Origin of the sequence: Thermococcus aciditolerans (assembly GCF_008152015.1) — an archaeon.
GTDB classification, from domain to species: Archaea; Methanobacteriota_B; Thermococci; order Thermococcales; family Thermococcaceae; genus Thermococcus; species Thermococcus celericrescens.
In genome coordinates this window covers 583,358-609,039 of record NZ_CP041932.1, presented here as the reverse complement: position 1 = coordinate 609,039, position 25,682 = coordinate 583,358, and the positions used below count along the sequence as shown (strand labels likewise).

The 25,682-nt window shown below is 55.1% G+C and carries 33 protein-coding genes; 19 read left to right on the top strand and 14 right to left on the bottom strand.

Going from position 1 to position 25,682, the window contains the following annotated elements:
• Window positions 1-4 precede the first annotated feature (4 nt).
• The 15 genes from FPV09_RS03320 to FPV09_RS03250 all read left to right on the top strand — a co-directional run bounded on the left by FPV09_RS03320 (window position 5) and on the right by FPV09_RS03250 (window position 10,329).
• The gene (locus tag FPV09_RS03320) at window positions 5-199 is read left to right on the top strand and encodes a hypothetical protein (RefSeq protein ID WP_240703293.1); all 195 of its coding nucleotides are present in this window, start codon (window positions 5-7) and stop codon (window positions 197-199) included.
• Window positions 192-461 (top strand): monovalent cation/H+ antiporter complex subunit F, encoded by a 270-nt coding sequence (locus FPV09_RS03315; RefSeq protein WP_139680591.1) that lies wholly within the window; start codon window positions 192-194, stop codon window positions 459-461. Before FPV09_RS03320 ends, FPV09_RS03315 begins: the two co-directional genes overlap by 8 nt.
• Window positions 458-790: a monovalent cation/H(+) antiporter subunit G gene (gene mnhG / locus FPV09_RS03310; RefSeq protein ID WP_148882372.1), complete on the top strand. Its 333-nt coding sequence runs from the start codon at window positions 458-460 to the stop codon at window positions 788-790. The genes FPV09_RS03315 and mnhG overlap by 4 nt, the downstream gene beginning before the upstream one ends.
• Window positions 783-1,025: a hydrogenase subunit MbhD domain-containing protein gene (locus FPV09_RS03305; RefSeq protein WP_058939506.1), complete on the top strand. Its 243-nt coding sequence runs from the start codon at window positions 783-785 to the stop codon at window positions 1,023-1,025. The genes mnhG and FPV09_RS03305 overlap by 8 nt, the downstream gene beginning before the upstream one ends.
• Window positions 1,026-1,742 carry a Na(+)/H(+) antiporter subunit B gene (locus FPV09_RS03300; protein WP_148882371.1) on the top strand — a complete coding sequence of 239 codons (717 nt, stop codon included), beginning with the start codon at window positions 1,026-1,028 and terminating at the stop codon, window positions 1,740-1,742.
• On the top strand, window positions 1,739-2,116 hold the full coding sequence (locus FPV09_RS03295) for a sodium:proton antiporter (protein WP_139680593.1): 378 nt from the start codon (window positions 1,739-1,741) through the stop codon (window positions 2,114-2,116). Before FPV09_RS03300 ends, FPV09_RS03295 begins: the two co-directional genes overlap by 4 nt.
• Complete coding sequence (locus tag FPV09_RS03290) at window positions 2,113-2,607, top strand: Na+/H+ antiporter subunit E (protein WP_148882370.1); 495 nt, start codon at window positions 2,113-2,115, stop codon at window positions 2,605-2,607. Before FPV09_RS03295 ends, FPV09_RS03290 begins: the two co-directional genes overlap by 4 nt.
• Window positions 2,604-4,136: a proton-conducting transporter transmembrane domain-containing protein gene (locus FPV09_RS03285; protein ID WP_148882369.1), complete on the top strand. Its 1,533-nt coding sequence runs from the start codon at window positions 2,604-2,606 to the stop codon at window positions 4,134-4,136. The genes FPV09_RS03290 and FPV09_RS03285 overlap by 4 nt, the downstream gene beginning before the upstream one ends.
• On the top strand, window positions 4,137-4,460 hold the full coding sequence (locus FPV09_RS03280; RefSeq protein ID WP_148882368.1) for a hypothetical protein: 324 nt from the start codon (window positions 4,137-4,139) through the stop codon (window positions 4,458-4,460). It abuts the gene before it with no gap.
• A complete protein-coding gene (locus FPV09_RS03275; RefSeq protein WP_148882367.1) occupies window positions 4,457-5,515 on the top strand; it encodes an FAD-dependent oxidoreductase in 1,059 nt (352 codons plus the stop codon). The genes FPV09_RS03280 and FPV09_RS03275 overlap by 4 nt, the downstream gene beginning before the upstream one ends.
• A 1-nt stretch (window position 5,516) precedes the next feature.
• Window positions 5,517-6,023, top strand: coding sequence for a 4Fe-4S dicluster domain-containing protein (locus FPV09_RS03270; RefSeq protein WP_048056508.1), 507 nt, complete (start codon window positions 5,517-5,519; stop codon window positions 6,021-6,023).
• A 250-nt stretch (window positions 6,024-6,273) separates the two neighbouring features.
• The gene (locus FPV09_RS03265; protein WP_246112307.1) at window positions 6,274-7,494 is read left to right on the top strand and encodes an iron-containing alcohol dehydrogenase; all 1,221 of its coding nucleotides are present in this window, start codon (window positions 6,274-6,276) and stop codon (window positions 7,492-7,494) included.
• Window positions 7,495-7,600: 106 nt separating this feature from the next.
• On the top strand, window positions 7,601-8,818 hold the full coding sequence (locus FPV09_RS03260; RefSeq protein ID WP_246112306.1) for a nickel-dependent hydrogenase large subunit: 1,218 nt from the start codon (window positions 7,601-7,603) through the stop codon (window positions 8,816-8,818).
• A 4-nt stretch (window positions 8,819-8,822) separates the two neighbouring features.
• Window positions 8,823-9,515 (top strand): NADH-quinone oxidoreductase subunit B family protein, encoded by a 693-nt coding sequence (locus tag FPV09_RS03255; protein WP_139680597.1) that lies wholly within the window; start codon window positions 8,823-8,825, stop codon window positions 9,513-9,515.
• Window positions 9,499-10,329: a Coenzyme F420 hydrogenase/dehydrogenase, beta subunit C-terminal domain gene (locus FPV09_RS03250; protein WP_139680598.1), complete on the top strand. Its 831-nt coding sequence runs from the start codon at window positions 9,499-9,501 to the stop codon at window positions 10,327-10,329. Before FPV09_RS03255 ends, FPV09_RS03250 begins: the two co-directional genes overlap by 17 nt.
• 108 nt (window positions 10,330-10,437) lie before the next feature.
• On the opposite strand, the gene FPV09_RS11945 is transcribed toward FPV09_RS03250, so the two are convergent.
• The 5 genes from FPV09_RS11945 to FPV09_RS03230 form a co-directional block, all read right to left on the bottom strand.
• Entirely contained in the window at window positions 10,438-10,608 is a 171-nt protein-coding gene (locus FPV09_RS11945) for a hypothetical protein (RefSeq protein ID WP_168194720.1), read from the bottom strand.
• 63 nt (window positions 10,609-10,671) lie between these two features.
• A complete protein-coding gene (locus tag FPV09_RS03245) occupies window positions 10,672-12,534 on the bottom strand; it encodes an ABC transporter substrate-binding protein (protein ID WP_148882366.1) in 1,863 nt (620 codons plus the stop codon).
• A gap of 117 nt (window positions 12,535-12,651) precedes the next feature.
• The gene (locus FPV09_RS03240; protein WP_148882365.1) at window positions 12,652-13,224 is read right to left on the bottom strand and encodes a CBS domain-containing protein; all 573 of its coding nucleotides are present in this window, start codon (window positions 13,222-13,224) and stop codon (window positions 12,652-12,654) included.
• 279 nt (window positions 13,225-13,503) lie between these two features.
• The gene (locus tag FPV09_RS03235; protein ID WP_148882364.1) at window positions 13,504-14,373 is read right to left on the bottom strand and encodes a DMT family transporter; all 870 of its coding nucleotides are present in this window, start codon (window positions 14,371-14,373) and stop codon (window positions 13,504-13,506) included.
• Between the two features lie 174 nt (window positions 14,374-14,547).
• Window positions 14,548-16,263, bottom strand: a complete 1,716-nt coding sequence (locus FPV09_RS03230) for a hypothetical protein (RefSeq protein ID WP_148882363.1) — start codon at window positions 16,261-16,263, stop codon at window positions 14,548-14,550.
• Window positions 16,264-16,377: 114 nt separating this feature from the next.
• Between FPV09_RS03230 and FPV09_RS03225 the strand changes: the two genes are divergently transcribed.
• Window positions 16,378-17,841 carry a DHH family phosphoesterase gene (locus FPV09_RS03225; RefSeq protein WP_148882362.1) on the top strand — a complete coding sequence of 488 codons (1,464 nt, stop codon included), beginning with the start codon at window positions 16,378-16,380 and terminating at the stop codon, window positions 17,839-17,841.
• On the opposite strand, the gene FPV09_RS03220 is transcribed toward FPV09_RS03225, so the two are convergent.
• From FPV09_RS03220 to FPV09_RS03200, 5 genes are read right to left on the bottom strand one after another with little or no spacing between them, the layout of a single operon-like run.
• Complete coding sequence (locus tag FPV09_RS03220) at window positions 17,842-18,051, bottom strand: PRC-barrel domain-containing protein (RefSeq protein WP_058939492.1); 210 nt, start codon at window positions 18,049-18,051, stop codon at window positions 17,842-17,844.
• A 41-nt stretch (window positions 18,052-18,092) separates the two neighbouring features.
• Window positions 18,093-18,629, bottom strand: coding sequence for a hypothetical protein (locus FPV09_RS03215; RefSeq protein ID WP_148882361.1), 537 nt, complete (start codon window positions 18,627-18,629; stop codon window positions 18,093-18,095).
• Window positions 18,626-19,264: a DUF120 domain-containing protein gene (locus tag FPV09_RS03210; RefSeq protein ID WP_148882360.1), complete on the bottom strand. Its 639-nt coding sequence runs from the start codon at window positions 19,262-19,264 to the stop codon at window positions 18,626-18,628. The genes FPV09_RS03215 and FPV09_RS03210 overlap by 4 nt, the downstream gene beginning before the upstream one ends.
• Window positions 19,261-19,836 (bottom strand): endonuclease V, encoded by a 576-nt coding sequence (locus tag FPV09_RS03205; RefSeq protein ID WP_148882359.1) that lies wholly within the window; start codon window positions 19,834-19,836, stop codon window positions 19,261-19,263. The genes FPV09_RS03210 and FPV09_RS03205 overlap by 4 nt, the downstream gene beginning before the upstream one ends.
• Window positions 19,837-19,869: 33 nt before the next feature.
• Window positions 19,870-20,517 carry a translin family protein gene (locus tag FPV09_RS03200; protein ID WP_148882358.1) on the bottom strand — a complete coding sequence of 216 codons (648 nt, stop codon included), beginning with the start codon at window positions 20,515-20,517 and terminating at the stop codon, window positions 19,870-19,872.
• Between the two features lie 331 nt (window positions 20,518-20,848).
• Between FPV09_RS03200 and FPV09_RS03195 the strand changes: the two genes are divergently transcribed.
• Complete coding sequence (locus tag FPV09_RS03195) at window positions 20,849-22,066, top strand: methionine adenosyltransferase (RefSeq protein WP_148882357.1); 1,218 nt, start codon at window positions 20,849-20,851, stop codon at window positions 22,064-22,066.
• A gap of 67 nt (window positions 22,067-22,133) precedes the next feature.
• Here the strand turns inward: FPV09_RS03195 and FPV09_RS03190 are convergent, their stop codons facing one another.
• Entirely contained in the window at window positions 22,134-22,355 is a 222-nt protein-coding gene (locus FPV09_RS03190) for a hypothetical protein (RefSeq protein WP_139681692.1), read from the bottom strand.
• Window positions 22,356-22,485: 130 nt separating this feature from the next.
• Here FPV09_RS03190 and FPV09_RS03185 point away from each other — a divergent pair, with 130 nt between their 5' ends.
• Window positions 22,486-23,034, top strand: coding sequence for an adenylate kinase family protein (locus FPV09_RS03185; protein WP_148882356.1), 549 nt, complete (start codon window positions 22,486-22,488; stop codon window positions 23,032-23,034).
• 49 nt (window positions 23,035-23,083) lie between these two features.
• The gene (locus FPV09_RS03180; RefSeq protein WP_148882355.1) at window positions 23,084-23,740 is read left to right on the top strand and encodes a metallophosphoesterase; all 657 of its coding nucleotides are present in this window, start codon (window positions 23,084-23,086) and stop codon (window positions 23,738-23,740) included.
• Window positions 23,741-23,743: 3 nt separating this feature from the next.
• Here the strand turns inward: FPV09_RS03180 and FPV09_RS03175 are convergent, their stop codons facing one another.
• The 3 genes from FPV09_RS03175 to FPV09_RS03165 form a co-directional block, all read right to left on the bottom strand.
• Entirely contained in the window at window positions 23,744-24,913 is a 1,170-nt protein-coding gene (locus FPV09_RS03175; protein WP_139681694.1) for a pyridoxal phosphate-dependent aminotransferase, read from the bottom strand.
• Window positions 24,914-25,059: 146 nt separating this feature from the next.
• Window positions 25,060-25,461, bottom strand: coding sequence for a PIN domain-containing protein (locus FPV09_RS03170; RefSeq protein WP_148882354.1), 402 nt, complete (start codon window positions 25,459-25,461; stop codon window positions 25,060-25,062).
• Window positions 25,449-25,676, bottom strand: a complete 228-nt coding sequence (locus FPV09_RS03165; protein WP_148882353.1) for an AbrB/MazE/SpoVT family DNA-binding domain-containing protein — start codon at window positions 25,674-25,676, stop codon at window positions 25,449-25,451. Before FPV09_RS03165 ends, FPV09_RS03170 begins: the two co-directional genes overlap by 13 nt.
• Window positions 25,677-25,682: the final 6 nt, after the last annotated feature.

Genomic DNA, 25,682 nt, shown 5'->3' with positions numbered 1-25,682 from the left:
CCGGGTGCTGGACCACTTCGAGTCCAGTGCACTGGTTGAGGAGGTAATCTGCGAGATAAGTCCCGAAACCGCGAGTCTGCTGGAGAAAGGTGTCCTTGACATCGAAGCGTTCCCCAGGGAGGACAGGAGGATCGTAGAAAAACATCTGGAGGCCCTCAGGAAAGGAGAAATCACGGTGGGGTGGGTTCCTGATGTTTGAGCACACAATTCCCGTCCTGATGGCGCTCTACGGAGTTGCCGGGGTAGTCTATTTCATAAGGGTGCTACTGGGCCCCACGGTTCTCGATTCAATACTCGCGGGAGATTGTGTAAGCCTTGACGTCGCCTTGATTGCACTCCTTGTATCAGTGTACTACGAAAACAACCTGCTCGCGGGGGGAGCCTTCTTCCTTGTTCTCTGGGCGTTCGTGCTCGACGTGTTCGCGTCAAAGTACCTCGTTAAAGGGGAGGTGGGGGTATGATACTCTCGCTCGTCGGGGTTGTACTGCTCATCGTAGGGGCAGTCTGTGATATATTTGGGGCCATCGGGATGCATCGCTTTGGAAACTTCTACCTAAGGCTCCATGCTGCAACCGTTGGCACGGTGGGGGGAAAGTTCTACCCCTTCATCGGGGCAGGCCTCATTGCTCTCGACAGGGGACTGCTCTCCGTGGCGGGGGTGGCTTTCCTGAGTGCATTCACCCTGTTGATAACGACATCCGTTGGGAGCCATGCGCTTGCCTACGCCGCTGAGAGGGCGGGGGTGGTGAAGATTGAGCACAACGAGCTTGGAGGGGGTTGGGATGATTGAGCTTGCGGCCCTTGCCCTGCTCGGTTGCCTTGGGCTCGCATACCTTGTGGTCACGGAGAGGGATCTGCTGAGGGCCATCCTCTACACCGGGCTCTTTGGTGGTCTCGTAATCCTCGCAGCGTACACCCTCATGGCACCTGACATAGTACTCGCCTACGTTGCCATTTCCGTCGCTCTATCCACGGGCCTGATGGTGTTTCTCGTTAGCAAAACAACTCGGGAAGAGGTGGTGTGATTGAGGATCGCTGGAATGCTGGTGATCATGCTGATTACACTCTCCGCCGCATACCTGCTCCAGCCCCACGTCGAAGGCATCGTCGGTGTCGGGGCGCTTGGTGAGTTCTACCTGGGGAACAGCTACCTCGGCGAACGTTCAGCCGGCTCGCCTGAAGTTGTCACGTCAATCCTGTGGGACTACCGCGGCGTTGACACGTACTTCGAGACGGCAGTGCTCTTTCTTGCCATAATAAGTGCGGTTTCGGTGTTCCGAAGCTTTAACGGGCCGAAATCCCGGGGAGAAGGGTTCACAGAGGTAGTTAAAACGGGGGTCAAGCTCGTGGCCTTCATCACGTTCGTGGCGTCTGCTTCGGTGGCGTTCCACGGGCACCTCACCCCGGGTGGCGGCTTCCAGGGGGGTTCAATGCTCGCCGCTGGTTCCCTGCTCATCATAGTCGGCTTCTCCAAGAAGGCCCTTGAGAGGAACGGGATAACAAAGACGCGGGCACTTGGGATAAGAACCGCGGGGCTCTTGACCATAGTGTGCGTCGCGGTGTACCCCCTACTGAGGGGACTCCATTTTATGCAGAACCTGCCCGTTTATCCAGTCAAGGTGGGGGGACTCCTCGTGAGCGGAAGCCTGCTTCTCTATAATCTGGCCGAGTTCTTAGCCGTTGGGGCAGGGTTTACGATAATCTTTCTTCTCCTTGCGAATCCGGAGGAGGGATGGCAATGAGCCTCGCAGCGTCTCTGGTGATAACGGCAACGGTAGCCACCATGCTAATAGCGCTCTACGGAGTGGCGGTTAGGCCAAACCTCGTTAAGAAGGTGCTCTGCCTGTCCCTGTTCTCAGATATGGTGAACGTCCTTGTCATATTCCTCGGTTACAGGGACGTCAAAAACCCCCTTCCTCCGGTTTTAACTGAGTACTCGAGTGAAGGTGTGACGAAGCTCGTGGAGAGAGGCGTTGATCCGTTCCCTCAGGCGCTGACGATAACTGCGATAGTTATCGGCCTTGCGGTTACCGTCCTCATGGCCTATGGTGTGATACACATCCAGAGGAAATACGGGACGGTTGATGTCCGGAAGCTTGCGGGGTGGGAGGAATGAGGTCTGTCCCTGTGATGATTGCGGCGTTCGTAACCTACATCATCATAACTGGCTCGATAACAGCTTACGACATAATCACCGGTGCGATAACTGCCTTTGCGGCAGGACTGCTCTTCGGGAAGCACCTCGTTAGTAACCCCAGCAAGGCCCTGAATCCGGCGAGATGGGCGCGCTTTGCACTCTACTTTCTCAAGTACATCACGGTAATCGAGGCGAAGGCCCACGCCGACGTCATCAGGAGGATACTTAGTGGGGATGTCAGGCCGGGTATCGTTAAAGTGCCCCTGAACCTGGGAGACGAATACGCCCGTTTCCTCGTTGCCGCTTCAATAACCAATACTCCCGGAACCGTGACAGTCCACATGGACGATCATTGTGTGTACGTGAACTGGATAAGCGTCTCCACATCGGACCTTGAAAAACGCAGGGAGGAAATCCTCGAAGAGTTCGAGGAAAACGCGAAGAAAATCTTCGAGGGGGGAGGAGCATGAATCCATTAATACTGCCCGCGATTCCAATGGCCTTCGCTTTCATACTCCCCATACTCTCTACCATAATTAAGAGTAGGCGCTTTACCTTTGGCTACGCCCTACTCATTACCGGAACAACGCTCGTGATGGGGGTTGAGCTCTTCAGGGATGTCTATTCCTCTGAGCTCCCGTTAACCTATTCCTTCGGCGGCTGGAAGGCGCCGGTCGGTGTAATCTATGAGGTGGACAGGTTCGGGGCGGTTATGGTGCTCGTAACGGCCTCACTGATGTTCCTCACGGCGGTCTACTCGGTCCGCTACCTGGGTCGTGAGGACGGTGTGGAGTGGTTCTACACCCTTTACCTTGGCCTTGAGGCGGGTCTCCTCGGCATATTCATGACGGGGGACGCGTTCAATCTGTTCGTGATGCTCGAAGTGACGGCGATAGCATCATACGGCCTCGTGATGTTCTACACGGAGGACGGCTATCCCGCTTACTCTGGCCTCAGGTACGCGATAATAAGCTCCATAGGAACGACTCTCTACTTCCTTGCCCTAGTGCTGATCTACCGGGGGCTTGGCACAGTGAACTTTGCAGACATCTCTGCGAAGTTACACGGAATTGGATTCCCAATATCAACACCCTTGAACAGCACTGTTCCCATCCTCGCCATTTCAATGGCGCTGATAACGTGGGCTTTCACGATAAAGGCCGCGATAATGCCGAACCATTTCTGGCTTCCAGGGGCCCATTCCGCGGCTCCAAGTCCTGTCTCAGCCGTACTGTCTGGCCTGGTGGTCAACGCTGGAATTTATGGATTTATGAGATTCCTCAGCCTGACTTATGTCCCGGAAGTTTCTCATATTGGCGATATCATGTGCACGCTACTCCTCATTCTCGGGGCGGTCTCTGCCCTTTTATCATCCATCGCAATGACCGTTCAGGACGATGTCAAGAGAATAGTAGCCTACTCAACAATACTCAACATGGGCTACCTGGCGATGGCCGTGGGAGTGAACAGCGAGGCCGGAACCGCCGGCGCAGTGTTTCACATGGTAAACCACGCGATAGCGAAAGCTCTCCTCTTCCTCGCGGTAGGGGTCTTCATCCATACGGCGGGAAGCAGGAAGCTGAATGAGCTAAAGGGGCTTGGAAAAAGTATGCCCTTCACTACGGTGAGCCTGGCGATAGCCACGATGAGCCTTGTGGGATTGCCCCCTACAAACGTTTTCTTCAGCAAACTTTTGCTTTACAGGGCCTACGTAGAGAAAAGCCCTGTTCTCGTTGCAGTACTTCTGTTATCAAGTCTATTTGCTCTGGTGAGCTATATGAGGATGCTTTACTGGCTATGGATCAAAAAGCCGGATGGGGAGGGGGAGGTCCATGAATCACGTTCGATGGTGGCGGTACTTGTGACGCTCGCCCTTGCGTGCCTGGTTCTCGGGGTACTCTCTCCAATTCTGGTCGATAGAGTTGTGAACCCTGCCGTGGCCCAGCTGAAGGACGTGGAGGGTTACATACGGGCTGCGCTCATCGCGGGGGTGAAGTAGATGATTGGAGAGTTCAGAAGGCACTACGGTGAAAACCTGCTCGGGATTGCACTCCTGGGCGAGACATGGCTTGTGGTTTTGAAAGAGGGGGACAAGGCGGAGCTACTCGCCGATGCCGCCGAAAAGTGGGAGGGACTGGACGTGATTGTGGTGCCGGCAAATTCCCTCCACAACCTCCATCCCGAGGTATTTGGTGACTTTCGAGTTCTTTACGACCCAGAGGGGATGATTTCTAGGACACTCAAGGGGATTGTGGAGATGAAAGGCGCCTACCCAACAGTATGGAACCTAAGGCTTATTGATGTTATGGAGGTGGAAAGATGAGCGGAATGCGGTTTGCATTTCTGTGCAAGTCCCGGCCAGAGCCTAGCGGAAAGAAGGTGGCCATAGTGGGGGCCGGTCCTGCCGGCTTAAGCGCTGCAGGTTACCTCGTCTGCCAGGGGCACGAGGTGCACGTCTACGACAAGCTCCCCGAGCCGGGGGGTTTGATGCTCTTTGGAATCCCCGAGTTCAGGATTCCAATATACCGCGTTAGAGAGGGCTGTGGTGAGCTCAAGGATCTCTTCGAGGTCAAGTTTTTCCCCAGGACCAAGGTGATCTGCGGTGAGTGTGGACATGAGGCAGGAGACGAGTTCGTTGAGAAGACTGTGCACATAGCGGAGCTTAAGGAGAATTACGACGCGGTGCTGATAGCCACGGGGGCATGGGAGCCATGGACACCTGAACTTGAGGGCGCTGAACTTCAAGGGGTGTATCCCGCGCTGGAATACCTGTTCAGAATAAAGAGCGCTAAGCTCGGACACATGGAGTGGACGGACATAATACATCCTGAGAGCAAGAAAATCCTCGTTGTTGGTGCGGGACACACGGCGGTGGACGCGGCCCTTGAGAGCGTTCTCCTTGGGGCTGATGAGGTATACCTCAGCTATCGGAGAAGCATAAAGGAAGCCCCCGCCGGCCCGTATGAGATACATCAGCTCATCCAGAGGGGGGTTAAGTGGCTCGAAAAAACCATGCCCGTCAGAATCATAGGAGATGGAAAAGTAAGGGCCGTCGAGATGGTCAGGATGGAGCTTGGTGAGCCCGATGCGAGCGGGAGAAGGAGGCCAGTACCTGTTGAAGGCTCGGAGTTCAGGTTGGAGGTTGACTACGTCATATTTGCCGTGGGGCAGACCCCCACACCGCCTGCCGGAGAGGGCGTGGAGATAGCCAGGGACAAAAAGGGCAGAGTGGTCGTGGATGAGAGACACATGACGAGCGTGGAGGGCATATTTGCCGCGGGAGACGTCGTCACGGGCCCGTCGAAAGTAGGACAGGCTGTTAAAGATGGTCTCTACGCCGCGAGAAGCATGCACATGTGGATGATGGGGGGTGAGTGATGTGGCAAAGAAGATACTCCACGTTGATTACAGCCTCTGCATTGGCTGTGAAACCTGCCAAGGGGTGTGTGATTTTATCCACGATGGAAAGCCCAACATAAGGATATACTACACTGTTTCGGGCCTTCCGGTGCCGATAAACTGCCGCCACTGTGAGAGGGCCCCTTGCCTTGAGATATGTCCCGTTGGAGCGATATATAAGGACCACGAGGGGGCGGTGATAATAGACCCCGGGAAGTGCATAGGCTGCCTGATGTGCCTTGCCGTCTGCCCGTTTGGAGTTCCGAGCTTCAACGTCAGAATCCGTGTGGTGACCAAGTGCGACATGTGCGCCGCGAGGAGGGCCGAGGGCATGGAGCCAGCGTGTGGGGAAATGTGCCCCGCCGAGGCAATATTCTTTGGCGAATCTGAGGAGATTGAGGACAGAATAATGAGAAGAACCGCGGAGAAGATAGCAAGAGAAAGGATATCTTCCATGAATTTGGAGGGGGTGGGGAGAATGCTTTAGCGGTCTGTTTTTAATTTGTTTAATTAAACATCATAATTTACCCATCATGGGTTGAGAAAACAAAACATCTTTCTGACAATATTGTCGTAACATTTATAAGTGTTTATTCTGATTAAACGTTCGAATATTGCGAGTATAGATCCAAATATCACACCTTAAGTTACAAACTTATGGTTGTATACATTTGGTCCAAAAAAACCTTTTATTGGGCTTCTACTATATACGAATGAGTACATTTGGAGGGTCTGCGATGGTGTGGGAATCCCACGTTTCGATAAACCAAGTCTTCGAGATGAGGTGCAAAACAACCAACTACTTTGGTCTATGCGCCATACACAAATTTAACGATATTGTTCGGGAGCTTAAGGGGAAGGGCGTGGACAAGGTTATCCTCGTTACTGGAAAGAGTTCCTACAAGAAGTGCGGCGCATGGGACGTTGTCAGGCCTGCCCTCGAGGAAAATGGCGTTGAGTATGTTCATTACGACAAGGTGGGGGCCAACCCAACAGTTGACATGATCGACGAGGCGGCTGAGATGGGAAGAGAGTTTGGGACTCAGGCTGTCATAGGCATAGGTGGCGGCAGCCCTATCGATAGTGCCAAGAGCGTTGCGATTCTGCTGGAGTACCCAGACAAGACCGCCAGAGACCTCTACGAGTTCAGGTTTACCCCGGTAAAGGCCAAGCCAATAATAGCGATAAACACAACCCATGGAACCGGAACCGAGGTTGACAGGTTCGCAGTGGCTTCGATTCCTGAGAAGGAGTACAAACCGGCCATAGCTTACGACTGCATCTACCCCCTTTACGCAATCGATGACCCAGCACTAACAACAAAGCTTCCTCCGGAGCAGACCCTGTACGTGACCATCGATGCACTCAATCACATCACCGAAGCTGCCACAACCAAGGTAGCCAATCCATATTCAATACTTCTCGCCAAAGAGGCTGCGAGGCTGATATTTAACTATCTCCCAGAGGCTCTCAATCATCCGGACAACCTGCAGGCCAGGTATGCCCTGCTCTACGCCTCTGCCATAGCTGGAATAAGCTTCGACAATGGTCTGCTTCACTTTACGCACGCCCTTGAGCACCCATTGAGCGCAGTCAAGCCGGACCTGCCCCACGGCCTTGGCCTTGCAATGCTCCTTCCAGCGGTAATCCGGCACATCTACCCTGCCACCGCGAAGGTACTTGCCGAGGTGTACAGGCCGCTCGTCCCCGAGGCCAAGGGTGTCCCGGGAGAGGTGGAACTCGTCGCCAGGAGGGTGGAGGAGTGGCTCTTCAGCATCGGCATCACTGAAAAGCTCGCGGATGTCGGGTTCACTGAGGCGGATGTTGACAGGCTAACACAGCTGGCCATGACGACCCCGAGCCTTGACCTGCTCCTTTCCATGGCCCCAGTGGAGGCTACCCGGGAGAGAATAGCGTCTATATACCGTGATTCACTTTACCCTATCGGCAGAGGATAAGGAGACGCTTTCTTCTACCCTTTTGATTTAATCATTTTATATTCTATTTGCTTTATGAGTATTTTATTTTTAACCTTTGGTTCAAAAAATCTTTTTATTAGCTTGTTTGCAGGTCGAATTGAGAAGAAAATCGGGGGAGATCATTTTGGGGGGAATTGAACTCGGCAAAGTCTGTCGAGTATCTGGGGATGCAAAACTTGTAATGTACGAGGAGGGGGGAGAAGTCCAGGACGCCCTTTTCATATCCACCGCCCCAGTCAGGGGATTTGAAAAAATGGTCATCGGGAAGAGCCCATTCTTCGTTGTGGAGGCTGTCATGAGAATATGCGGCCTATGCCACGCCTCCCATGGCATAGCTGCAGCGGAGGCCATAGAAAATGCAATTGGAGTAAAGCCTCCTAAAAATGGAGTGCTCCTGAGGGAGGCACTTGGGCTCATCAACAGGATTCAGAGTCATCTACTCGAATTCCTCATGGTGGTCCCTGACTTGGTAGTGCCTGAAGAGCGGGAGAAGTTAATCCTCAGGCTGATTGATTTCCACACAAAAATCGGCGACTTTCTGCTAAAACTCGGGGGGGCCATGACCCATCCACCCAATCTCACGGTTGGAGGCATAAACCCCGTCCCCAAGTGGAGCGTATTCAATAACCTCAAGGCCAGACTACCCAAGACGCTCCGCTCGTGGAATGAGCTGGCACACCTGCTAGTTGACGAGGACATTCAAACTGATGTTGCGATGGAGTTGAGGGAAAAGAAACTCGATAACCGGTATCTATCCAGTGGACTCTTCTACGGCGATAGATTCAACATCGATGTTCATAAGATAAAGCTGATTCCATACTACGAATTCCGGAAAGATAACCCCAGTTCCAAGGAATCGACTACCATGATAGCGATGTACAAGGGGAAACCTGTTGAAGTTGGCCCCAGGGCCAGGTTGAGTACCTATCGGGAAAAGAGCTATTCGACGCTCTACGACCTCCACACTGCGAGGGTTGATGACGTCAGCATTGCACTCCATAGATTGAGCAGTATCCTGGATTCCCTTGATATGAAGGAACCATTCAGGAACCAGAACATTGTTTTTGGACCGGGTAAGGGCGTCGGTGTCTATGAGGCCCCGCGGGGAACTTTGGTGCATATTGTTGAACTTGGAGAGGAGGGAAGGACACTCTATTCGAGGATAGTTGTCCCTACGATGTTCAATATCCCCGTCATGGAAGAATCCATAAAGGGGTTAAGTGTTGAGGCTGCTGAGGCCGTTGTGAGGCTTTATGATCCATGCATCCCATGTACAACACACGTTGTCAGGCTAAGGCGGTGAGACCATGGAAAGGATTGATGTTCTCCACAGGGATTTTGGTGGATGTGCAGGATGCAGTGTGAGCATCGTGCGTGCATATCCTGAAATCAAGGATATCGTCAAACTGGACACTCCATATATGGTGGACAGGTACCCCCAATCGGACGGTTACAACGTTGCGGTCATCACTGGGGGTGTATGCGTGAACGAAAGGGAAATACTTGATAAACTCAAATATATCCGGGAAATCTCCGATGTTGTCGTTGCCTACGGTTCGTGTGCCGCATTCGGCGGAATTCTACGCTTCTGTCGTGGTGGTCAAGACCCCCGACCAGACCACAGGAGCTTTCAGCCAATAAACAGCATTATAAAGGTTGATTACTCCATTCCGGGCTGCCCCCCAGCGCCGCTGATGCTCCAGTCCTTTTTCAGATTTTATCTCCATGAAGACGAACGAAGACTGGAGCTTTTTAGAATTTGCGGGGGTATAAAGAAACTAAGCGGTTTTGACCTTTTGGATGATGTAGTACTTACTGGCCTCTGCATCGGCTGCGGGGCATGCGAACTATCCTGTCCCACCCATGCCCTCAAGCTGGTAGATAAACGGCCAAATCTCGTCCAGGAAAGGTGCATACGGTGCGGGACGTGCTATATTCGATGTCCCCGGGCCACTCAGATTTTAACACTTGGAGGTGGTTCTGATGATCAACGTCGCTGACTCCTTTGTAGGACACGTACTCAACATTTACCTTGCTAAGGCGACTGATGGGGAAGTCCTCAACACAAAAGTGGCAAGCGGTGGTGCTGTGACTGCCATCTTGAACTATGCCCTTGACGAGGGCCTTATAGACGGTGTTGTCACTGCAAAGAGAACCAACGGACTTGAGGGCAAAGCCGTGGTCGCAAGAAGCAGGAAAGAACTCCTAGCAACGGTAGGCAATAAATGGAGCATTGTGCCCTTTGCATCCCGGATAAAGACAAAAATAGAAGAAAATAACCTCAATCAAGTCGCTGTGGTCTGTTTGCCCTGCCAGGCACAGTTCTTTGGTCAGATGAGGGACTTTCCAATGCTGGAGACGGACTTCGGTGAGAGAATTGAATACATCATAAGCCTGTTCTGCATGGGCACCTTTGCCTTTGAGACATTCATAAACTACCTACATATGAATCATGGTATAAAGGGACGAGATGTGAGGGATATAGTTCTCAGAGGAGACGTTATAGAGGTTCATCATCCCAGAGGAGTTCTGAGACTCTCGATCAGGGAAATTTATCGGTATCTCCAAGTTGGCTGTTTGGTATGCACAGATTACACTGGCAGCTGGAGTGATATCTCCGCTGGAGTCGTTGAGACGAAACCGGGTTGGACGATACTCATTGCCAGAAATAAAAAGGCTGATGAGCTTATAAAAAATGCCAAAAAACGCGGCTATATAGAAGTTAGAGATGGTTCTCCGTTTATTGGGGATGTAATCACTGGGGCCAGGGAAAAGCTCGCTCGATCTCAGAAGAACATGATGTGCCTATTCTAACGCTCCGTTCTTAATGTTACTTTCTCTTTTGAGAGCCTCTGACCTCCTCCCCGTCCTGAAGGGCGAGGCTTGGAGAAGAGAAAAGTCCCGGTTTGAGCATGTACTGGGTTATCCCCTCGACATCTTATCCAGCTTCAGGTAAAAGAACAGGATTATCATGAAGATGGTGATGTAGTAGCTCCACTGGAACGGTATGACGCCCATTATCCCCAGGGTATAGACGACGGTCAGGACGAGAACGATGACCAGCAAAATCCTGTAGAACGTCTTTCTCTCCATGCTCCCACCCGAAGAAAATGGGGGAGAGAGACCTTTTAATAGTTGCTCAGAAAAAATGAAAACTCAGCCGGAGACGGAGGTAGTCGCGTTGCAGACGAGCGGCTGCGGCTGGAAACTGAAGGCCTCCGGATGGAGGTACTCCGCTATCTCCTCAAGCCCGTGCATTATCCTGGGGCCCGGTCTGACGACGAGGTTCTCGTCGCTGAGGACGTAAACGCGCCCGTTCTTGACCGCGTCCACCTCGGAGAGCGGCCCGGAGCAGAGGTCCTTCGGACTTATCCCCGCGTTCGGCGAGATTATTATGACCTCCGGGTTCCTGGCGATTATCTGCTCCTCGCTCGCGGCCCCCCAGCCGTTGACGTCGTTGAAGATGTTTTCACCGCCGGCAAGGGTTATGAGGTCGTTGACGAAGGTTCCGGCGCCGGCTGTCCAGTAGCCGTTGTAGTAGCTGAGGATGAAGAATGTCCTGGGCCTCGACTGTCCCGCCACGGTCGAGGTAACGTAGCCAACGGTTGCCCGCATGTCCGCCACCGCTGCCCTGGCCCCTTCCTCGCGGTTGGTTATCTTTCCAAGGAGCTCAATGGCGTTGTAGATTGCGGTGATGTTCTTGGGGTCCACCACAACGACGGGGGCTATCCTCTCCAGGCTCTCCATTATATCCATGGAGAATCCGTCCGCCAAGATTAGGTCCGGCTCCAGTGCGGCTATGGCCTCGAGGTTCGCGTACTTTCCGTAGCCTCCCACCCTGGTGATGTTCCTCACAGCCGGCGGGAAGTCATCGTAGTCGGTCACGCCGACGACCTTGCCTCCTGCACCTATGTAGAACAGGCTCTCCGTTATGCTGGGCGCGAGGGTGACTATCCTCTCCGGCTCGTCGTCGATTGTGACGGTTCTTCCCGCGAAGTCCGTGACCGTGAGCGGGTAGCCCACTTTAAAGGCGTCTGGGTGCAGGAGCCTTGCAACCGCCTCGAGTCCAAGGACAACGCGAGGACTCGGGTGGATAAGGTCGTTCTCGTTCTCGATGACGTAAATTTTTCCATCTTGGGCGGCCTTTATGCTCGCGAGGGGGCCGCTGTAAACGTCCTGGACGCTCATGCCGCAGTGTGGGGTGAGGAGCACCACGTCGGGGTTCCTCTCTATGACCTGCTCCGGACTCACGGTCGGCCAGCCGGTCGTATCGTTGAAAATGTTCTCTCCGCCCGCCAGTTCTATGACGTCGCTGATGAAGGTTCCGCCGCCGGCGGTCATGAGCGGGCTGTTCCAGACCACGTAGAAAACGCTCACACGGGGTTCATCCTTAACGGCGGAGCTTATCGTGTTTATCTTTGCTTCGAACTCCGCCGTCGCCTTCCTGGCGCCCCCCTCCGCGTTGAAAACTGCTCCCAGGAGGTCAAGGGCCCTTGGGATGTCGTCGATGCTGTGTGGATCAACCACGAGAACGGGGGCTATCTTCTGGAGGTCCTCGAGGATCGTCATAGAGTAACTGTCCACCAGTATCAGGTCGGGGTTGAGCGATGCTATCACTTCGAGGTTGGCGTACTGACCGTAGCCTCCCACGCGGGTGACGTTGGCAACTCCCGGCGGAAAATCATCGAAGTCCGTAACCCCGACGACTCTGTCAAAGAGGCCGAGGTAGTAGAGGTCCTCCGTGATGCTCGGGGCCAGCGTCACGACGCGCTCAGGGGGTTTCTCAATCGTGAGGGTTCTGTTGGCAAAGTCAACAACGGTGATTGGGTAGTGGGGGGTCTCCGTCTGCGTGGTTTCAGTCGGGGTCGGTGAGTTTGTGGTGGTCTGTGCAGTACCCGATGAGCTCGATGTTTCGGGGACCGTCGTGGTGCCCGTTTCGGTCGTTCCACCGCCCAGGCATCCGGACGCCACGACCGCTCCGATGAGCAAGGCCATGAGCAAAACCGCGGTCTTTTTCATTCCAACCACCTGGATTATTTGTCCACTGATGGTTGGGCCGGGGGTATATAAACTTGTTGGATATTTTTGCCACGGAGGTTAGAAGAGGGGAATGCAAAGGACTGCCGGGCGGGGAACTCAGTCGCGCCCCTTCCCTATCCGGAATATGTCCACCCTCGTGATGATGCCGGTTATCCTGCCCTCCCTGTTCTGGACTAGAACAGCGGGGTGCTCTTCCAGGAGGTACTTGACGACCTCCAGGTCCTCGTCCTCGTTCACTATCGGAAACGGCTCCTCCATGACCTCCATGACCTTGTGGTCGTAGATGTCCTCGTACTCGAGGCTCTGCCTGACGAGGGTTCTCTCCGTGACGGAGCCGACGACCTTGTTGCCCGCTATGACTGGAATCTGGGATATGTTGTGTTCATTCATGAGCTTTATGACGTTCTCAACGCTATCGTAGGGTTTGACTGAGAGAACCGGGGATGACATAACGTCCCTTGCGGTGAGCTGGGCCCTCTTGCACTCGAGCAGGGCCTGGAGGATTCGGTTGAAGGTCGAGAGTCGCGGGTCCACCTTGCCGGTCTCCAGCTTGGCGATGTAGGCCTGCGTGACCCCTGCCTTCTCCGCAAGCTCCTCCTGGGTTATTCCGAGCTCCTTGCGAATTCGCCTTATCTCCTGTGGTTCTATCGGTCGGGGAATTATCACCATAAATAACCACCGATTATGTCGGCTTCTCAGAAACTAACTCCCGCCCTCCCGGTTATAAGCCTTCCTCAGAAGTGCATCGAATTGTGGGCCGGGTACAGAGGCCCGCGTTCATTCGCTCGCGCGGGTGGATGCTCCCGGCCCTGTGGGCTCGGCGTGAGCACGCTCCGCTCACGGAACCCGATACCTCGCGGAGGCGGGTTGACCGAGCCCATGAGGAGACGATTGTCCCCTCACTGTCGGCGATTGGTTCTATGGCCGACCACCTTAAAAACCTGAGCCTCAGCCGGTGGAGATTAGTATTACCCCGAGAACTGCCAGGACCAGCCCCTCGAGTATCTTCCTGTTGGGCGGTTCCTTGAGGATCAGTATCGCCAGGGTGGAGGCTATTATGGGGTTTATGGCCGAAACGGGGGCCGATATCTGGGAGCCCACAAGGTTTATCGAGTAAACGAAGAGATACTGGCCCAGGAGCAGGCCGGTGGCCGCGGCGCTGGTCAGGAGGAGCGCTTCCCGAAGGGTTATCCTCCTCAGCTCATCCGCGTACCTCGGCAGGAACAGCGACACGGCCAGGGCCGCGAACATCATTCTTATCCCCGCGAGCGTGAGCACGTCCACGTAACCGGTGAGCCAGTCCATGGTGAGTATCGCGAAGCTCCAGGAGATTGGGGCCAGGATTGCGAAGAGGAAGCCCTTTGGGTTTATCTTCTCTTCCTCCTCCGCCTTCCTCACCACCACTATCGCGGAAACCACCAGTGCGGCGCCCACTATTATCTGGGCGCTTACATCTCTCCCGAGAAAGAGGAATGCCCACAGTATGGCCCACAGCGGGTAGGTGGAGGTTATCGGGACGGTTCTTGAGACGCCCATCATCTTGAGAGCGTTGAGGTAGAAGTAGTCACCTATGACGAAGCCGAAGGCCCCGGAGACGAAGGCCACCGCGAGCAGCTTCGGCGACAGGCCGGCGACCTTCGAGAAGGTGCCGTTTATCAGGAAGATGACCGCAAACATCACCGAGACGGCGTAGAGGCGGAATATGTTGGCCGCCACCGGGCTCTTGTCCCGCATTCCTGCCTTTATCAGTATCGTCGATGCCGCCCACGAGAAGGCCGATGCCAACGCCGCCAGAACTCCGAGGATTAGGGTGTCCATGTTGATGGGGTGGCACAGTTAGCTTAAAAGCTTAACGTTTAGATGCTCGACGAAATGCCGGCAAAGTTATTAAACCTCCCGCGGAATTGGAACGGATGATGACCTCGGCATATCTGACGTCAGGATGATGACGATCTTGAGTGCTGATTCGTGTAATGCAATAGAAAAAAGGAATCAGCGGATGACCACGTTCAATTTCCTCAGGTTGAGTGCAATTCCGTACTCCCTGGACACGTCCTTGATGACCCTCTGAATTGTTGTCGCTATGTCCTTCTTTATTTTCTCGTCGGAAACCCCGGAGAACGAGCCGAAAAGACCCCCAACGTTTTCCCTGAGGAAGCTGGCCTCGATATCAACGTAGACCGTGGAACTTCTTATTTCATGATTGAGCTTGAGCCACTTGAACGTGACGCGCGGGACGAGCTTAAGCTCCGCGTGAATCCTGTTCTTGAGGGTCTCCACTGCGGGCTCTATGCGGCTCTTCAGCATCGTTTCCTCGCTTTCCTTCTTCTTTTCCTCTGTGAGGGCGGAGAGCTCGTCTATTCCCGCCTGCTTCAGGAGCTGTTCGACCTCCTTCTCAAGGAGCTCCTTCTTGGCGATTATCTCCGCGGCCTTGCCGCTGGTCTCGACGGCCACAGGGGCGGCCGCAGAACCTGAGACGCTTGCCTTTGACACCGTTTCAACCTCTATGTTGTGGACGGTTATGTAGCGCTTCAGGCTCCTTCCGAGCTCCTTCGCGTGCCTGTTCAGGATGTCTTTGACCATTCTCTGGACGGAGTCTCTAGCCATGCCAGTCTCAACCACAAGGGAGAGGTTTATCTCGAACTCCTTCCTTCCCCGGATGTCGAAGTGAGCCTTGTCTATCTTTATCCCCACGCTCTCTATCTCAGCCACAACGGTCCTTGCGTAGGCGCTGAAGTACGGCCACACATCTTCGAGAACGGACAGTGAGATTTTTCCGTCCTTTGTGACGTTGCCGGTCTTCTTCTTATCCCTGTCCACTATCTCCTGGGGCTTGAGCTCCTGGCCGTCGATGATTATGCCAACATCCCTAATTATTGGCTTTGTCTCGGCCTCCCTGAGGAGAACGGGAGCGTACTTGCTGACGGCGTGGAGCATCCTCCTCTCCGCCACCTCTATGTCCCTTGAGTCGCCGGTGGAGTTTCCGTAGATGTGGACGTTGAGATAGACAACGCCCTCTCCCACGTTGGCGTCGAACTCTATTCTGTTTATCGTAAGGCCCTTTATCCTCTTGGCCTCCTTGAGGAGGTCCTCCGCGTAGACCTGGAATGCCTTCTCAGGTATGCTCCCCCCAGTCAGGTTGACCACAACCTCGGGCTTCCCCGCAGGGGTCGAGGCGGGCTTGGGCTTTTCCACCTCCACCGCCAGGGGCTGCGGCTCGGGCGTGGCCTGGGAGGTCACCGCGGCTCCCGCCGTTGCTGCCATTGCTGCCCTCTTCTCAACGGGTTTCCCCTTCTTCGCGGGTTCTGCGGGAGGTCCCTCGCTGGGAGCTTTGAACAGCTCGTCCAGCGGGACTTTTGGGGTCTGAGCGTAAACATCGACGTTATCTGCCAAGGATAGTTTGAGCTCGAGTTCGTCAAGGGTATAAACGTCAACGACCATGGGTCTTCCAACGAGTGAGTTCAGCACTCTGATTGCTTCCTCTCCAGATAGATTCTGCTTCGTGTCAACCACGAGACACTCAGCTGCGAGCACCTTTGACCTGTCAATGAGGACGGTTATGTAGTATTTACCCTCGGTACCCCTGGCGAATATCTTCAGAAAAGCCCCGTTGCCCTGGGAAAGCGCCTTCTGAACGAGCGCTCCCAGCTCCCCCGCAGAGGTTGCTACCACGTTTTCCATGAGTGGCCCCTTGTCTGGCAGCTGCATATTCATCACCATTAGCTATATATATCCTTCAGCCAAAAAAATCCCAAGAGGAATTCACCGTCCTAGTATATTGGCGCTTGTATTTAAACATTATTGTGCAAAAAGGTGGGGAACATGCGGGTGCTGGTACTAGGAGGCGGGGCAATCGGCCGCGCGATAGCAGAATCACTTAGGGGAGAGTTTGAGGTGGCGGTGATAGAGAAGGATGAAATCCGCGCCAAGGCCCTTGAGGAGAGCGGTTTCCATGTCATCAACGGGGACTTTTCATACACCGCCACCCTCCTGAAGGCCGGCGTTGACAAAGCCGAACTCGTCATAATCACCACCATGAACGTTGATGTAATCAGAAAAACCGTCTACGTGATAAGGACCAACAACAAAGACGTGCCTATCGTTACGGTTCTTCCCGACGATGTTGGCCTCGATGACCTCGTCTCCCAGATAAACGAGGAGTACGAGGCGGAGGTTAAGGTTGACTACGCCGTCTCGCCCAGGAACGCCTTGAAGGATGCCCTCATCAGGACGGTCGAGAGGATCGGCGAGCGGAAAAACGCTAACCTCCTCGTCAGGAAGCTCAAGGAGCTCAGGAATCAGACAGACTCCCTTCTGATAGTCATGCACGACAACCCCGACCCGGACGCAATAGCCAGTGCGACTGCCCTGAGCGTCATAGCCCAGACCCTCGGCTTCAAGACCCAGATAGTCTACGGCGGCGAGATAGCCCACCACGAGAACAGGGCTTTCGTGAACCTTCTCGGCATCGATCTCAGGAAGGTCTCCAGGGGTTCCTACGAGCTGAAGCGCTACCCGTTCATAGCCCTCGTGGACTGCCAGCCCAACGGCAACCTCACGACGCTTGATCAGTCCGATTACAAGAAGATAAAGATACTCATCGACCACCACCAGATACTCCAGCACCTTCAGGAGCTTATCCCGGAGGACGCTTTCCTCGACATACGACCCGATGTTCACTCCTCCGCCGCGATCCTCGCCGAGTACCTCAGAATGCTCAACATCTCCCTGTCCCCCCTCATGGCCACTGCCCTCTTCTACGGCATTTACATCGACACCAAGAAGTTCTCCAAGCTGAGCCACATCGACCTCAAGGCCATTGAGTTCCTGGCGGGCAAGGTGGACTACGAGCTCCTTGACAAGATAGAGCACCCGGACATAAGCACCGAGACAGCCGAGATACTGGCGAAGGCAATAATGAACAGGCGCATCTACAAGAACGTTGTCGTCAGCAACGTGGGATTCATCACCAACCGCGACGCCATAGCGGAGTCAGCCGACTTCCTCCTCCGCTTGGAGGGCATAACCACAGTCCTCGTCTTCGGCATAGTGGACGACAGAATAGAGATTTCCGCCAGGACCCGCGACGTCAGGGTGAACATCGGGGCGGTCCTCAGGGAGGCCTTCGGCGACATCGGCAGTGGTGGCGGCCACTCCCAGTCGGGCGGGGCGAGAATCCCGCTTGGAATCTTCAAGCTCGCCAAGGACAAGGGCTCGCTCCTCAGGCTGGCGGAGGAAGCCATAACGGAGAAGTTCCTCGATGCGCTAAAAGTTAAAGAAGGCTGATCACTCTTCTTTTGCCTTTACGAGTATTATATCACCTATCGCGGTAACCCTGTTGTAGGGCACGCCGACCTTTTCACCCGGCAGTCCAAGGGCTAGCACCTTTCCCTGGCCCCTGTCAACATCGATCAGAATCTCATCGACGTAGCCGACGTAGTAGCCCTTGGTGTTGTATATCTGCTTCCCGTAGAGCTTTGAGAGGCGCATCACCATTTTAATCACCGGAATAGGTTGTCGGTGGACGTATTTAAACGTTACCTCCTCGGAATGCTCCTGGCCACTTCGAAGGCCCACCTCGCAAATACCGCGAAGAAGGCCAGCACTGCCCCCATGACCCCGACAACAAACAGGCTCGCAACGGCCCCCTCGGTGCCCTGGAGGGGTTCGTACCCTTTGAAGGCCAACATTGCCACGGCGAAGCCGCCGAAGTAGCCGAGCGGGACGAGGAACATGTCCAGGTAGCTGGAGGGACCCAGGATCATCATGGCCGCCATGACAACGGCTATGAACGCGTACGCCCCGGAGGGGCCGACGTCCCTTACCGTCCACAGACCCGCCAGCAGGGAAGTGGCTAGGAAACCCATGGGGAACGCGTAGGCGGAGGCCCTGACGTTAACGGGGTATCTGAGGCCCAGCAGGGCTCCCGCGAGCAGGCCGATGTATATCAGATACACGAACCCCTCGTTTCCAGCCTTGGGCGAGTACATGGCCACCGCTACCGCAAAGCCTATGAACGAACCCACCCCCGCCCAGGCAAGGAGCGACCTCCAATTTACATCCCGCGGGTTCATGATTTCACGACCTTTATCGTTATCTTTGAGCCGTCCTGAAGGTTCAGCTTCTCCCTGAGGTAGATAGGGGCCACTATTTCCGCTATCTTCGGTGGATGGACCGTCCGCGAGGGGATAACTATTGCACCCTCGGCGTCCCCTATCCTAACCCGGTATGCTTTGACGTCCCCGAAGGTCCTCCCATCCTTTACGAATCCCGGAAGGATGACCGGCCTGACGCCGCATAAGGCATCGAATACAGTCCTCGGGAAGATAACGCGGATGTTCAGCGTTCCAGGGTACGGTTTGAAGCCCAGGTACTCCTCGATAAGCTGGGAGTACTGCCTTACGTAATACGCCCCCTCCCCTATTCCAGAGATGACCTCGCCGATTATAACGCCGTTGTAAAGGACGCCCGATATGGCATCGCAGAGTTCCTCCAGAAAGGCCAGGCCGCTGGGGCTTATCTCGACGTAGGTTTTCTTCCCCTCAACGGACTTTTCTATGAATCCCTCCCCCTCCATGTCCTCGAGGAGCCTCAGAACGGACTGCGGGGAAACCCCGAGCTCATCGCCCAGATCCCTCAGCGTCACCTTGACCTTCTCTCCAATCGCCCCCCTTCTGGCCAGCAGGATGAGCAGTTTTATCCTCTTCATAGCGTTTCCCTCTTCGACAGTCTGTCAGCGAGCCTGAGCGGTTTGGGATAACCCCCCTCAAGCAGCGGCTCGATGATTCTCACTGCGGATTCCAAGTCGATTAAATGGCCGACGCTTACATAAGCTTTTCCCATCCGTCTAAATGAGCCTTCCGGCGCACCCCTCAGGGGCCCCTTGGCAACGCCTATGGTTGGCCGTCCGACCAGCAGACCGATGTGGGAGGCCAGTCCGTAGCCACGCGGGTGCGCCCTTCCGTGTCCTTCGATGAGGAGAACATCGAATTCCTCACCACGGAGCACCATGAGAACCGGCCTGGTTTCTCTCAGGAAAAAATATGTGGGAATGTACGGGAACGTGACATCAACCACGGCCGTTTTTGATCCCAGAACCTCGCAGTCCGGAAAGGTGCAGAGAACTAGGGCCGCCCTTGCCAGGTTTTTCCTGTACGACACGTCCACGGCGGCGACAACCCGTACACTGCCGGAATCAACGGGTCTCTCCACGACCCTTCCGGCGAGTTTCGCCTGGACCGCGGCGACCTGCTCAAGTTTTTTCTGTAATTCGGTAACCACATAATCACCGAATTATGTTTTTATGTAATTGTTTCATTGGTTTGTTCCGTCTTTCCGTGTTTCCAGCGCCCCGGCCGCAAGGTCGAGCTTTGTCTCCAGACTCCTGCTCAGCTTTGCCCTCATGAGGTCTTCGAGGGTCCTTTCAAGGATGTTCCGTGCTTGGTCCTGCTTTCCCCTTACGTTCACGAGCCCCTTTGGATACTCCAGCGTCATCAGCTCCTCGTAGGTCTTCTCCATGGTGCGGTAGGTTCTCTCCGCCCCCTCGAGGTTCCCGTCGAGGAGGAGCAGCAGGAAGTGTCTCCTGAGCTCACCGATGAAGTCCCCGATACCGAGGGCGTAGTCGGCGTGGGGCACGCCCAGCCTTCCGGGCGAGGGATAGTCCTCCCCGGTCATGTACGCGAAGAACAGGCTGGCCTCAACGAACTCCTGATGGGCGCTCTGGACGTAGCCGGTGTGGTAAAGGTCGGGATGGTCCTTCAGCTTCCTCCTCAGCTCCTCGACCTTCTCGCGGACGAGTCTCAGCCGTTTCTCCGCCTCCTCAACCTCCCCCCTGTGCAGGGCCTTTATCGTATCCCCGCTCATCCGGACTATCTCCCTCGTTAGCCTCAGCGCCTCCTCCCTGAGCGAATCCTTCTCATCGAGAACCTCCCTAATCTCGGCTATTATTTCCTTCAGCTCCATGATCTCACCGGAAGAAGTTCGACAAAGGGGTTAAAAATGTGGGCTCGACCCATCTCCATCCCTCATCGGCGGCCGGACGGCGTCCTCCGGTGGTCCGGAGGGCGAGCCCTGTCCGCCCGGCATCGTCGCACCCGCTCATCGCTGGCACCGCACCGGCTCCCGGGACCGGGCCGCCGGGCGTCGTCGGATGCTCATGCGAATGATTTTCAGGGGAAATTTTAAGGGTTTCGGAATAAATAACTGGCAGGAATATTCGACTCCCGAATTCATGCCGAAAAGTATATAAACGGATGCACAGACCCGACCATACAAACCCTGAGAGGTGACGCTCATGGCTGAGAAGGTCAGGAACATAGTTGTTGAGGAGCTTATGAGGACCCCCGTTGAGATGCAGAGGGTCGAGCTCGTTGAGAGGAAGGGTATAGGACACCCGGACAGCATTGCCGACGGCATAGCCGAGGCCGTCAGCAGGGCGCTCAGCAGGGAGTACGTGAAGAGGTACGGCATCATCCTCCACCACAACACGGACCAGGTGGAGGTCGTTGGTGGAAAGGCCTACCCGCGCTTCGGCGGCGGTGAGGTCATCAAGCCGATATACATCCTTCTCTCAGGAAGGGCCGTTGAGATCGTTGACCGTGAGCTCTTCCCTGTTCACGAGGTTGCCATTAAAGCCGCCCGCGAGTACCTCAGGAAGGCCGTCAGGCACCTCGACCTTGAGAACCACGTCATCATCGACTCCCGCATCGGCCAGGGAAGCGTTGACCTCGTCGGTGTCTTCAACAAGGCCAAGGAAACCCCGATCCCGCTCGCCAACGATACCAGCTTCGGCGTTGGCTACGCCCCGCTCAGCGAGACCGAGAGGATAGTTTACGAGACCGAGAGGCTCCTCAACAGCGACGAGTTTAAGAGGAAGTACCCGGCGGTTGGTGAGGACATCAAGGTCATGGGCCTCAGGAAGGGCGACGAGATAGACATAACCATCGCCGCCGCCATAGTGGACAGCGAGGTTGCCAACCCAGACGAGTACATGGCCGTCAAGGAGGCCATCTACGAGGCCGCCCTCGGCGTCGCCGAGGAGCACACCGAGAGGAAGGTGAACATCTACGTGAACACTGCCGACGACCCGGAGAAGGGCATCTACTACATCACCGTCACCGGAACGAGTGCCGAGGCAGGCGACGACGGTAGCGTTGGCAGGGGCAACCGCGTTAACGGCCTCATCACCCCAAACAGGCACATGAGCATGGAGGCCGCGGCCGGAAAGAACCCGGTCAGCCACGTCGGAAAGATTTACAACCTCCTCTCAATGCTCATTGCCAACGACATAGCCGAGCAGGTTGAGGGTGTCGAGGAGGTCTACGTCAGGATACTCAGCCAGATAGGCAAGCCCATCGACGAGCCGCTCGTCGCGAGCGTCCAGATAATCCCGAAGAAGGGCTACCACCTCGAGACCATCCAGAAGCCGGCCTACGAGATAGCCGACGCCTGGCTCGCCGACATAACGAAGATACAGAAGATGATTCTCGACGACCAGCTCAACGTCTTCTGATCCCCTTTCTCTTTCCAGGTTTTCTAAGCCGAGTTGGATCGGTAGTTTAAAAGTTTTGGAAGAAGCCTCAGACGGCCGGGTAGCCGCTCTGCTTGAGGACCCTTATGAGCTTTGCCTCTTCGAGGGCTATCGCGACCTTCTCTTTCTTGACCTTAGCGAGCTGGGAAGCGGCGGCCTTCTTCTGGCGGGCCATCCTCACGAGGCGGGCCTCCTCAAGGGCGAGAAGCTCCTTCCTCTTCTTGACGACCTCAAGCCTCTTCTGAAGTAGGGTGGATTTCAACTTCTCCATAGATATCACCTAAACTCTTAGGCGCCCTTGGTCCTTATAAGGTTTTCGATAAATGCTACATGTACATTCGACAATCGACGGAAGACAAGGATATAAGCCCCGGCGCGTATCTCGCACCCGGTGAAATGGGATGATAATAGCGGTAACCGGAACGCCGGGGGTCGGAAAGACCACTGTATCGAGGCTCCTCAGCGAGAAGCTTGGCTACGAATACGTGAGCGTTAAAGAATTCGCCAGAGAAAAGGGTATCGGCGAGATGGTGGGCGAGGAGCTGGAGATAGATGTCGATGAGCTGGCTGAAGCCATGTCGCGGGAGTTTCGCGGGAGGGATGTTGTGATAGACGGCCACCTCAGCCACTTTGTGCCGGCGGACGTTGTAATAGTCCTCCGTGCTAATCCCAAGCTCGTTGCTGAGAGACTGATGGAACGGGGCTACTCGAGGGAGAAGCTCGCCGAGAACGTTGAGGCGGAGCTGGTGGACGTCATCCTGGTCGAGGCCCTTGAGGAAAATGAGAACGTTCTGGAGATTGACACGACGGGAAAGACCCCCGGCGAGGTTGTGGAGGAGATATCCGAACTCCTTGAAAGGGGAATTAAAAGGCGGTTTGGAATCGTTGACTGGAGCGGCGTGTATGACGAGGTGCTACCATACCTGCGGCTGGGGAGTTGTCGGATGTGAGCGCTTTCCCCGCGGAGAAACGGGGGCGTACCAGTGAGGAGGTGGTAACGTGAGGATCGTGGCCGTCACGGACATCCACGGAAACCGGAGCAAGGTCGGAAAACTCGTGGAGACCCTTCGTGGGATGGACTTTGACATCCTGGCGGTGGCGGGAGACCTGACCCACTTTGGAAGTGCGGAGAGGGCCCGCGAGGTCCTGACTCCTCTGATGGAACTGGGAAGGCCGGTGGTTGCGGTTCACGGCAACTGCGATGGGCAGGACGTTCCCTCGTTTCTGGAGGGGATAGGGGTATGGGCCCATGACAGGCGCGTTGAAATCGGGGGCGTTGGAATCGTCGGTATCGGGGGCTCAAACATAACACCGTTCCGCACGTTCTGGGAGCTCACGGAGGACGAAATTGAGGGGATTCTGGAGCGGAACTACCGCGACGGGGACGTGATACTCTCCCACGTGCCCCCAAAAGATACGAATGCAGACCGCGTTCATTCGGGCCTCCACGTGGGAAGTCCAGCGCTGAGGGGGTTTATAGAGAGGAAAGAACCCCCGCTCGTTCTCACCGGCCACATCCACGAGGCGAGGAGCGTCGATAGAATTGGTGGAACAGTGATCGTGAACCCGGGTCCCCTCTTCAGAGGATACTACGCCGTTGTGGACTATGATGTGGAAAAGAAGAGGGTGGATGATGTGGAGCTGGAGAGGCTTTAGGCCTCAGACCAGCCCTTTCTCCTTCAGAACTTTTTCCATCCTGTCCATGGCCTCTTCAAGTTGCTCGTAGGCCGTCGCGTAGCTTATCCTGATGTAGCCCTCGCCGGCGTTTCCGAATGCGCTTCCCGGGACGACCGCGACCCTTGCCTCCTTGAGCATCAGCTCGCTGAACTCCTTGCTGCTCAGACCGGTGTCCCTAATGCGCGGGAAGATGTAGAAGGCACCCTTGGGCTTGACCGTTGGAAGTCCCATCTCGTTCAGGCGCTTCCAGACGAGGTTCCTCCTGCGGTCGTACTCCTGCCTCATCTCCTCGACGGCTTCCCAGCTGCGCGGGTCGTGGATGGCCTTGGCGGCGGCGTACTGGACGAACGTAACGGGGCAGGTGGCGTTGTACATCTGGAAGCGCGCCATCTTCTCGATTATCCAGGAGGGAGCCGCGACAAAGCCGAGGCGCCAGCCGGTCATGGCAAAGGTCTTGGAGAATCCGTTTATGGTTATCGTGCGCTCGAACATGCCGTCGAGGGAGGCTATGCTGTGGTTCTTGACGCCGTCGTAGACGAAGTGCTCGTAAACCTCGTCGCTGAAGACGATGAGGTCGTGCTCAACGGCGAAGTCGGCTATCTCCTCGAGGTCCTTCTTGGTGAGAACTGCTCCAGTCGGGTTGTTGGGGCTGTTGATGATGAGCGCGCGGGTCTTCTCGCTCACATGCTTCTCAAGGTCGTCCACGCTCAGCCTGAATTCGTTCTCCTCGTAGGTCGGCACCTCAACAGGCTTTCCGCCCGCCAGGATGACGGCAGGGGCGTAGCTGACGAACATCGGGCTCGGAATGAGGACCTCCTCACCCTCTTTGAGGAACGCGGCGAGGCCCAGAATGAAAGCCTGGTTGGCGCCCACGAGGATCATTATCTCGCTCCTCGGGTCAGCCTCGATGCCGTTCTGCTTCCTGAGCTTCTCCGACACGGCCTCGCGGAGCATCATGATTCCCGCGTTCGGGCTGTAGTGGGTCATTCCCTTGTCAAGGGCCTCCTTAGCATACTCTTTTATGTGCTCGGGAGTATCAAAGTCCGGCTCACCTATTCCAAGTGATATCAGGCCTTCAACACCCTGGGCGAGGTCGAAGAGCTTCCTGATCTCAGAAGGGTTGACGAGTTCCAACCTGTCGCTCAGCGCCATGAGCATCACCGCTCTTCCTTAGGGGCAATGTTTATAACTTTACCTCAGCGAAAAGATGTTCATCGAAGTGCTTAAGAGGGCATGAAAGAACCCAATAGGTCATTAAAAGAACAACTTTAACACAAGCCCCATAAGCTCTTAAAGCCCTACGGGAGGACTTTGACACCCGTTCTCCTGGCCAACTTCCTGAACTTGGAGTCGAACGTTACCAGAACGCCTTTATCAATGGCGTGGACTAAAATCATCGCGTCGTTGAAGCGAGAGAGTGAAATCTTCTCAGATTTCAGAAGCTCAAAGGCCATCTTCACGGTTTCGGGGCCGTCCTTAAGCCCCCTGAACCTCGGGTCATCGAGGTAGCCCTTCAGAACTTCCCACGTCTCCTCAGCGGAAAATCCGTTGTTCTTGAAGAACCAGACGAACTCCTGAAGGACTATCGCCGGTATATACCACGTATCGAGGGACTCCAGGACATCTTCTGCCTCGCTGTGAAACTCGGAGTCCTCGAAGGTGTCGTAGATGATGACGTTCGTGTCTATCACTCCATGCATTCCTTCATGCCCCCCTCGATGGCCCTCTCGATTTCCTCCGGAGAAAGCCTTTTTCCAAGTCTGAGCCTCTTTCTCTTCCTCTCCAGCCTTTTGAGCACTATCTTGTCACCCTCAATGTGAACTTCGAGGAGCTCCCCCTCCCTTATCCCGAGCGCCTTTCTAATCTCCGCTGGAATCGTTATCTGATAGTTGCGGGTTACTTTGGTAATGCTCATACTATG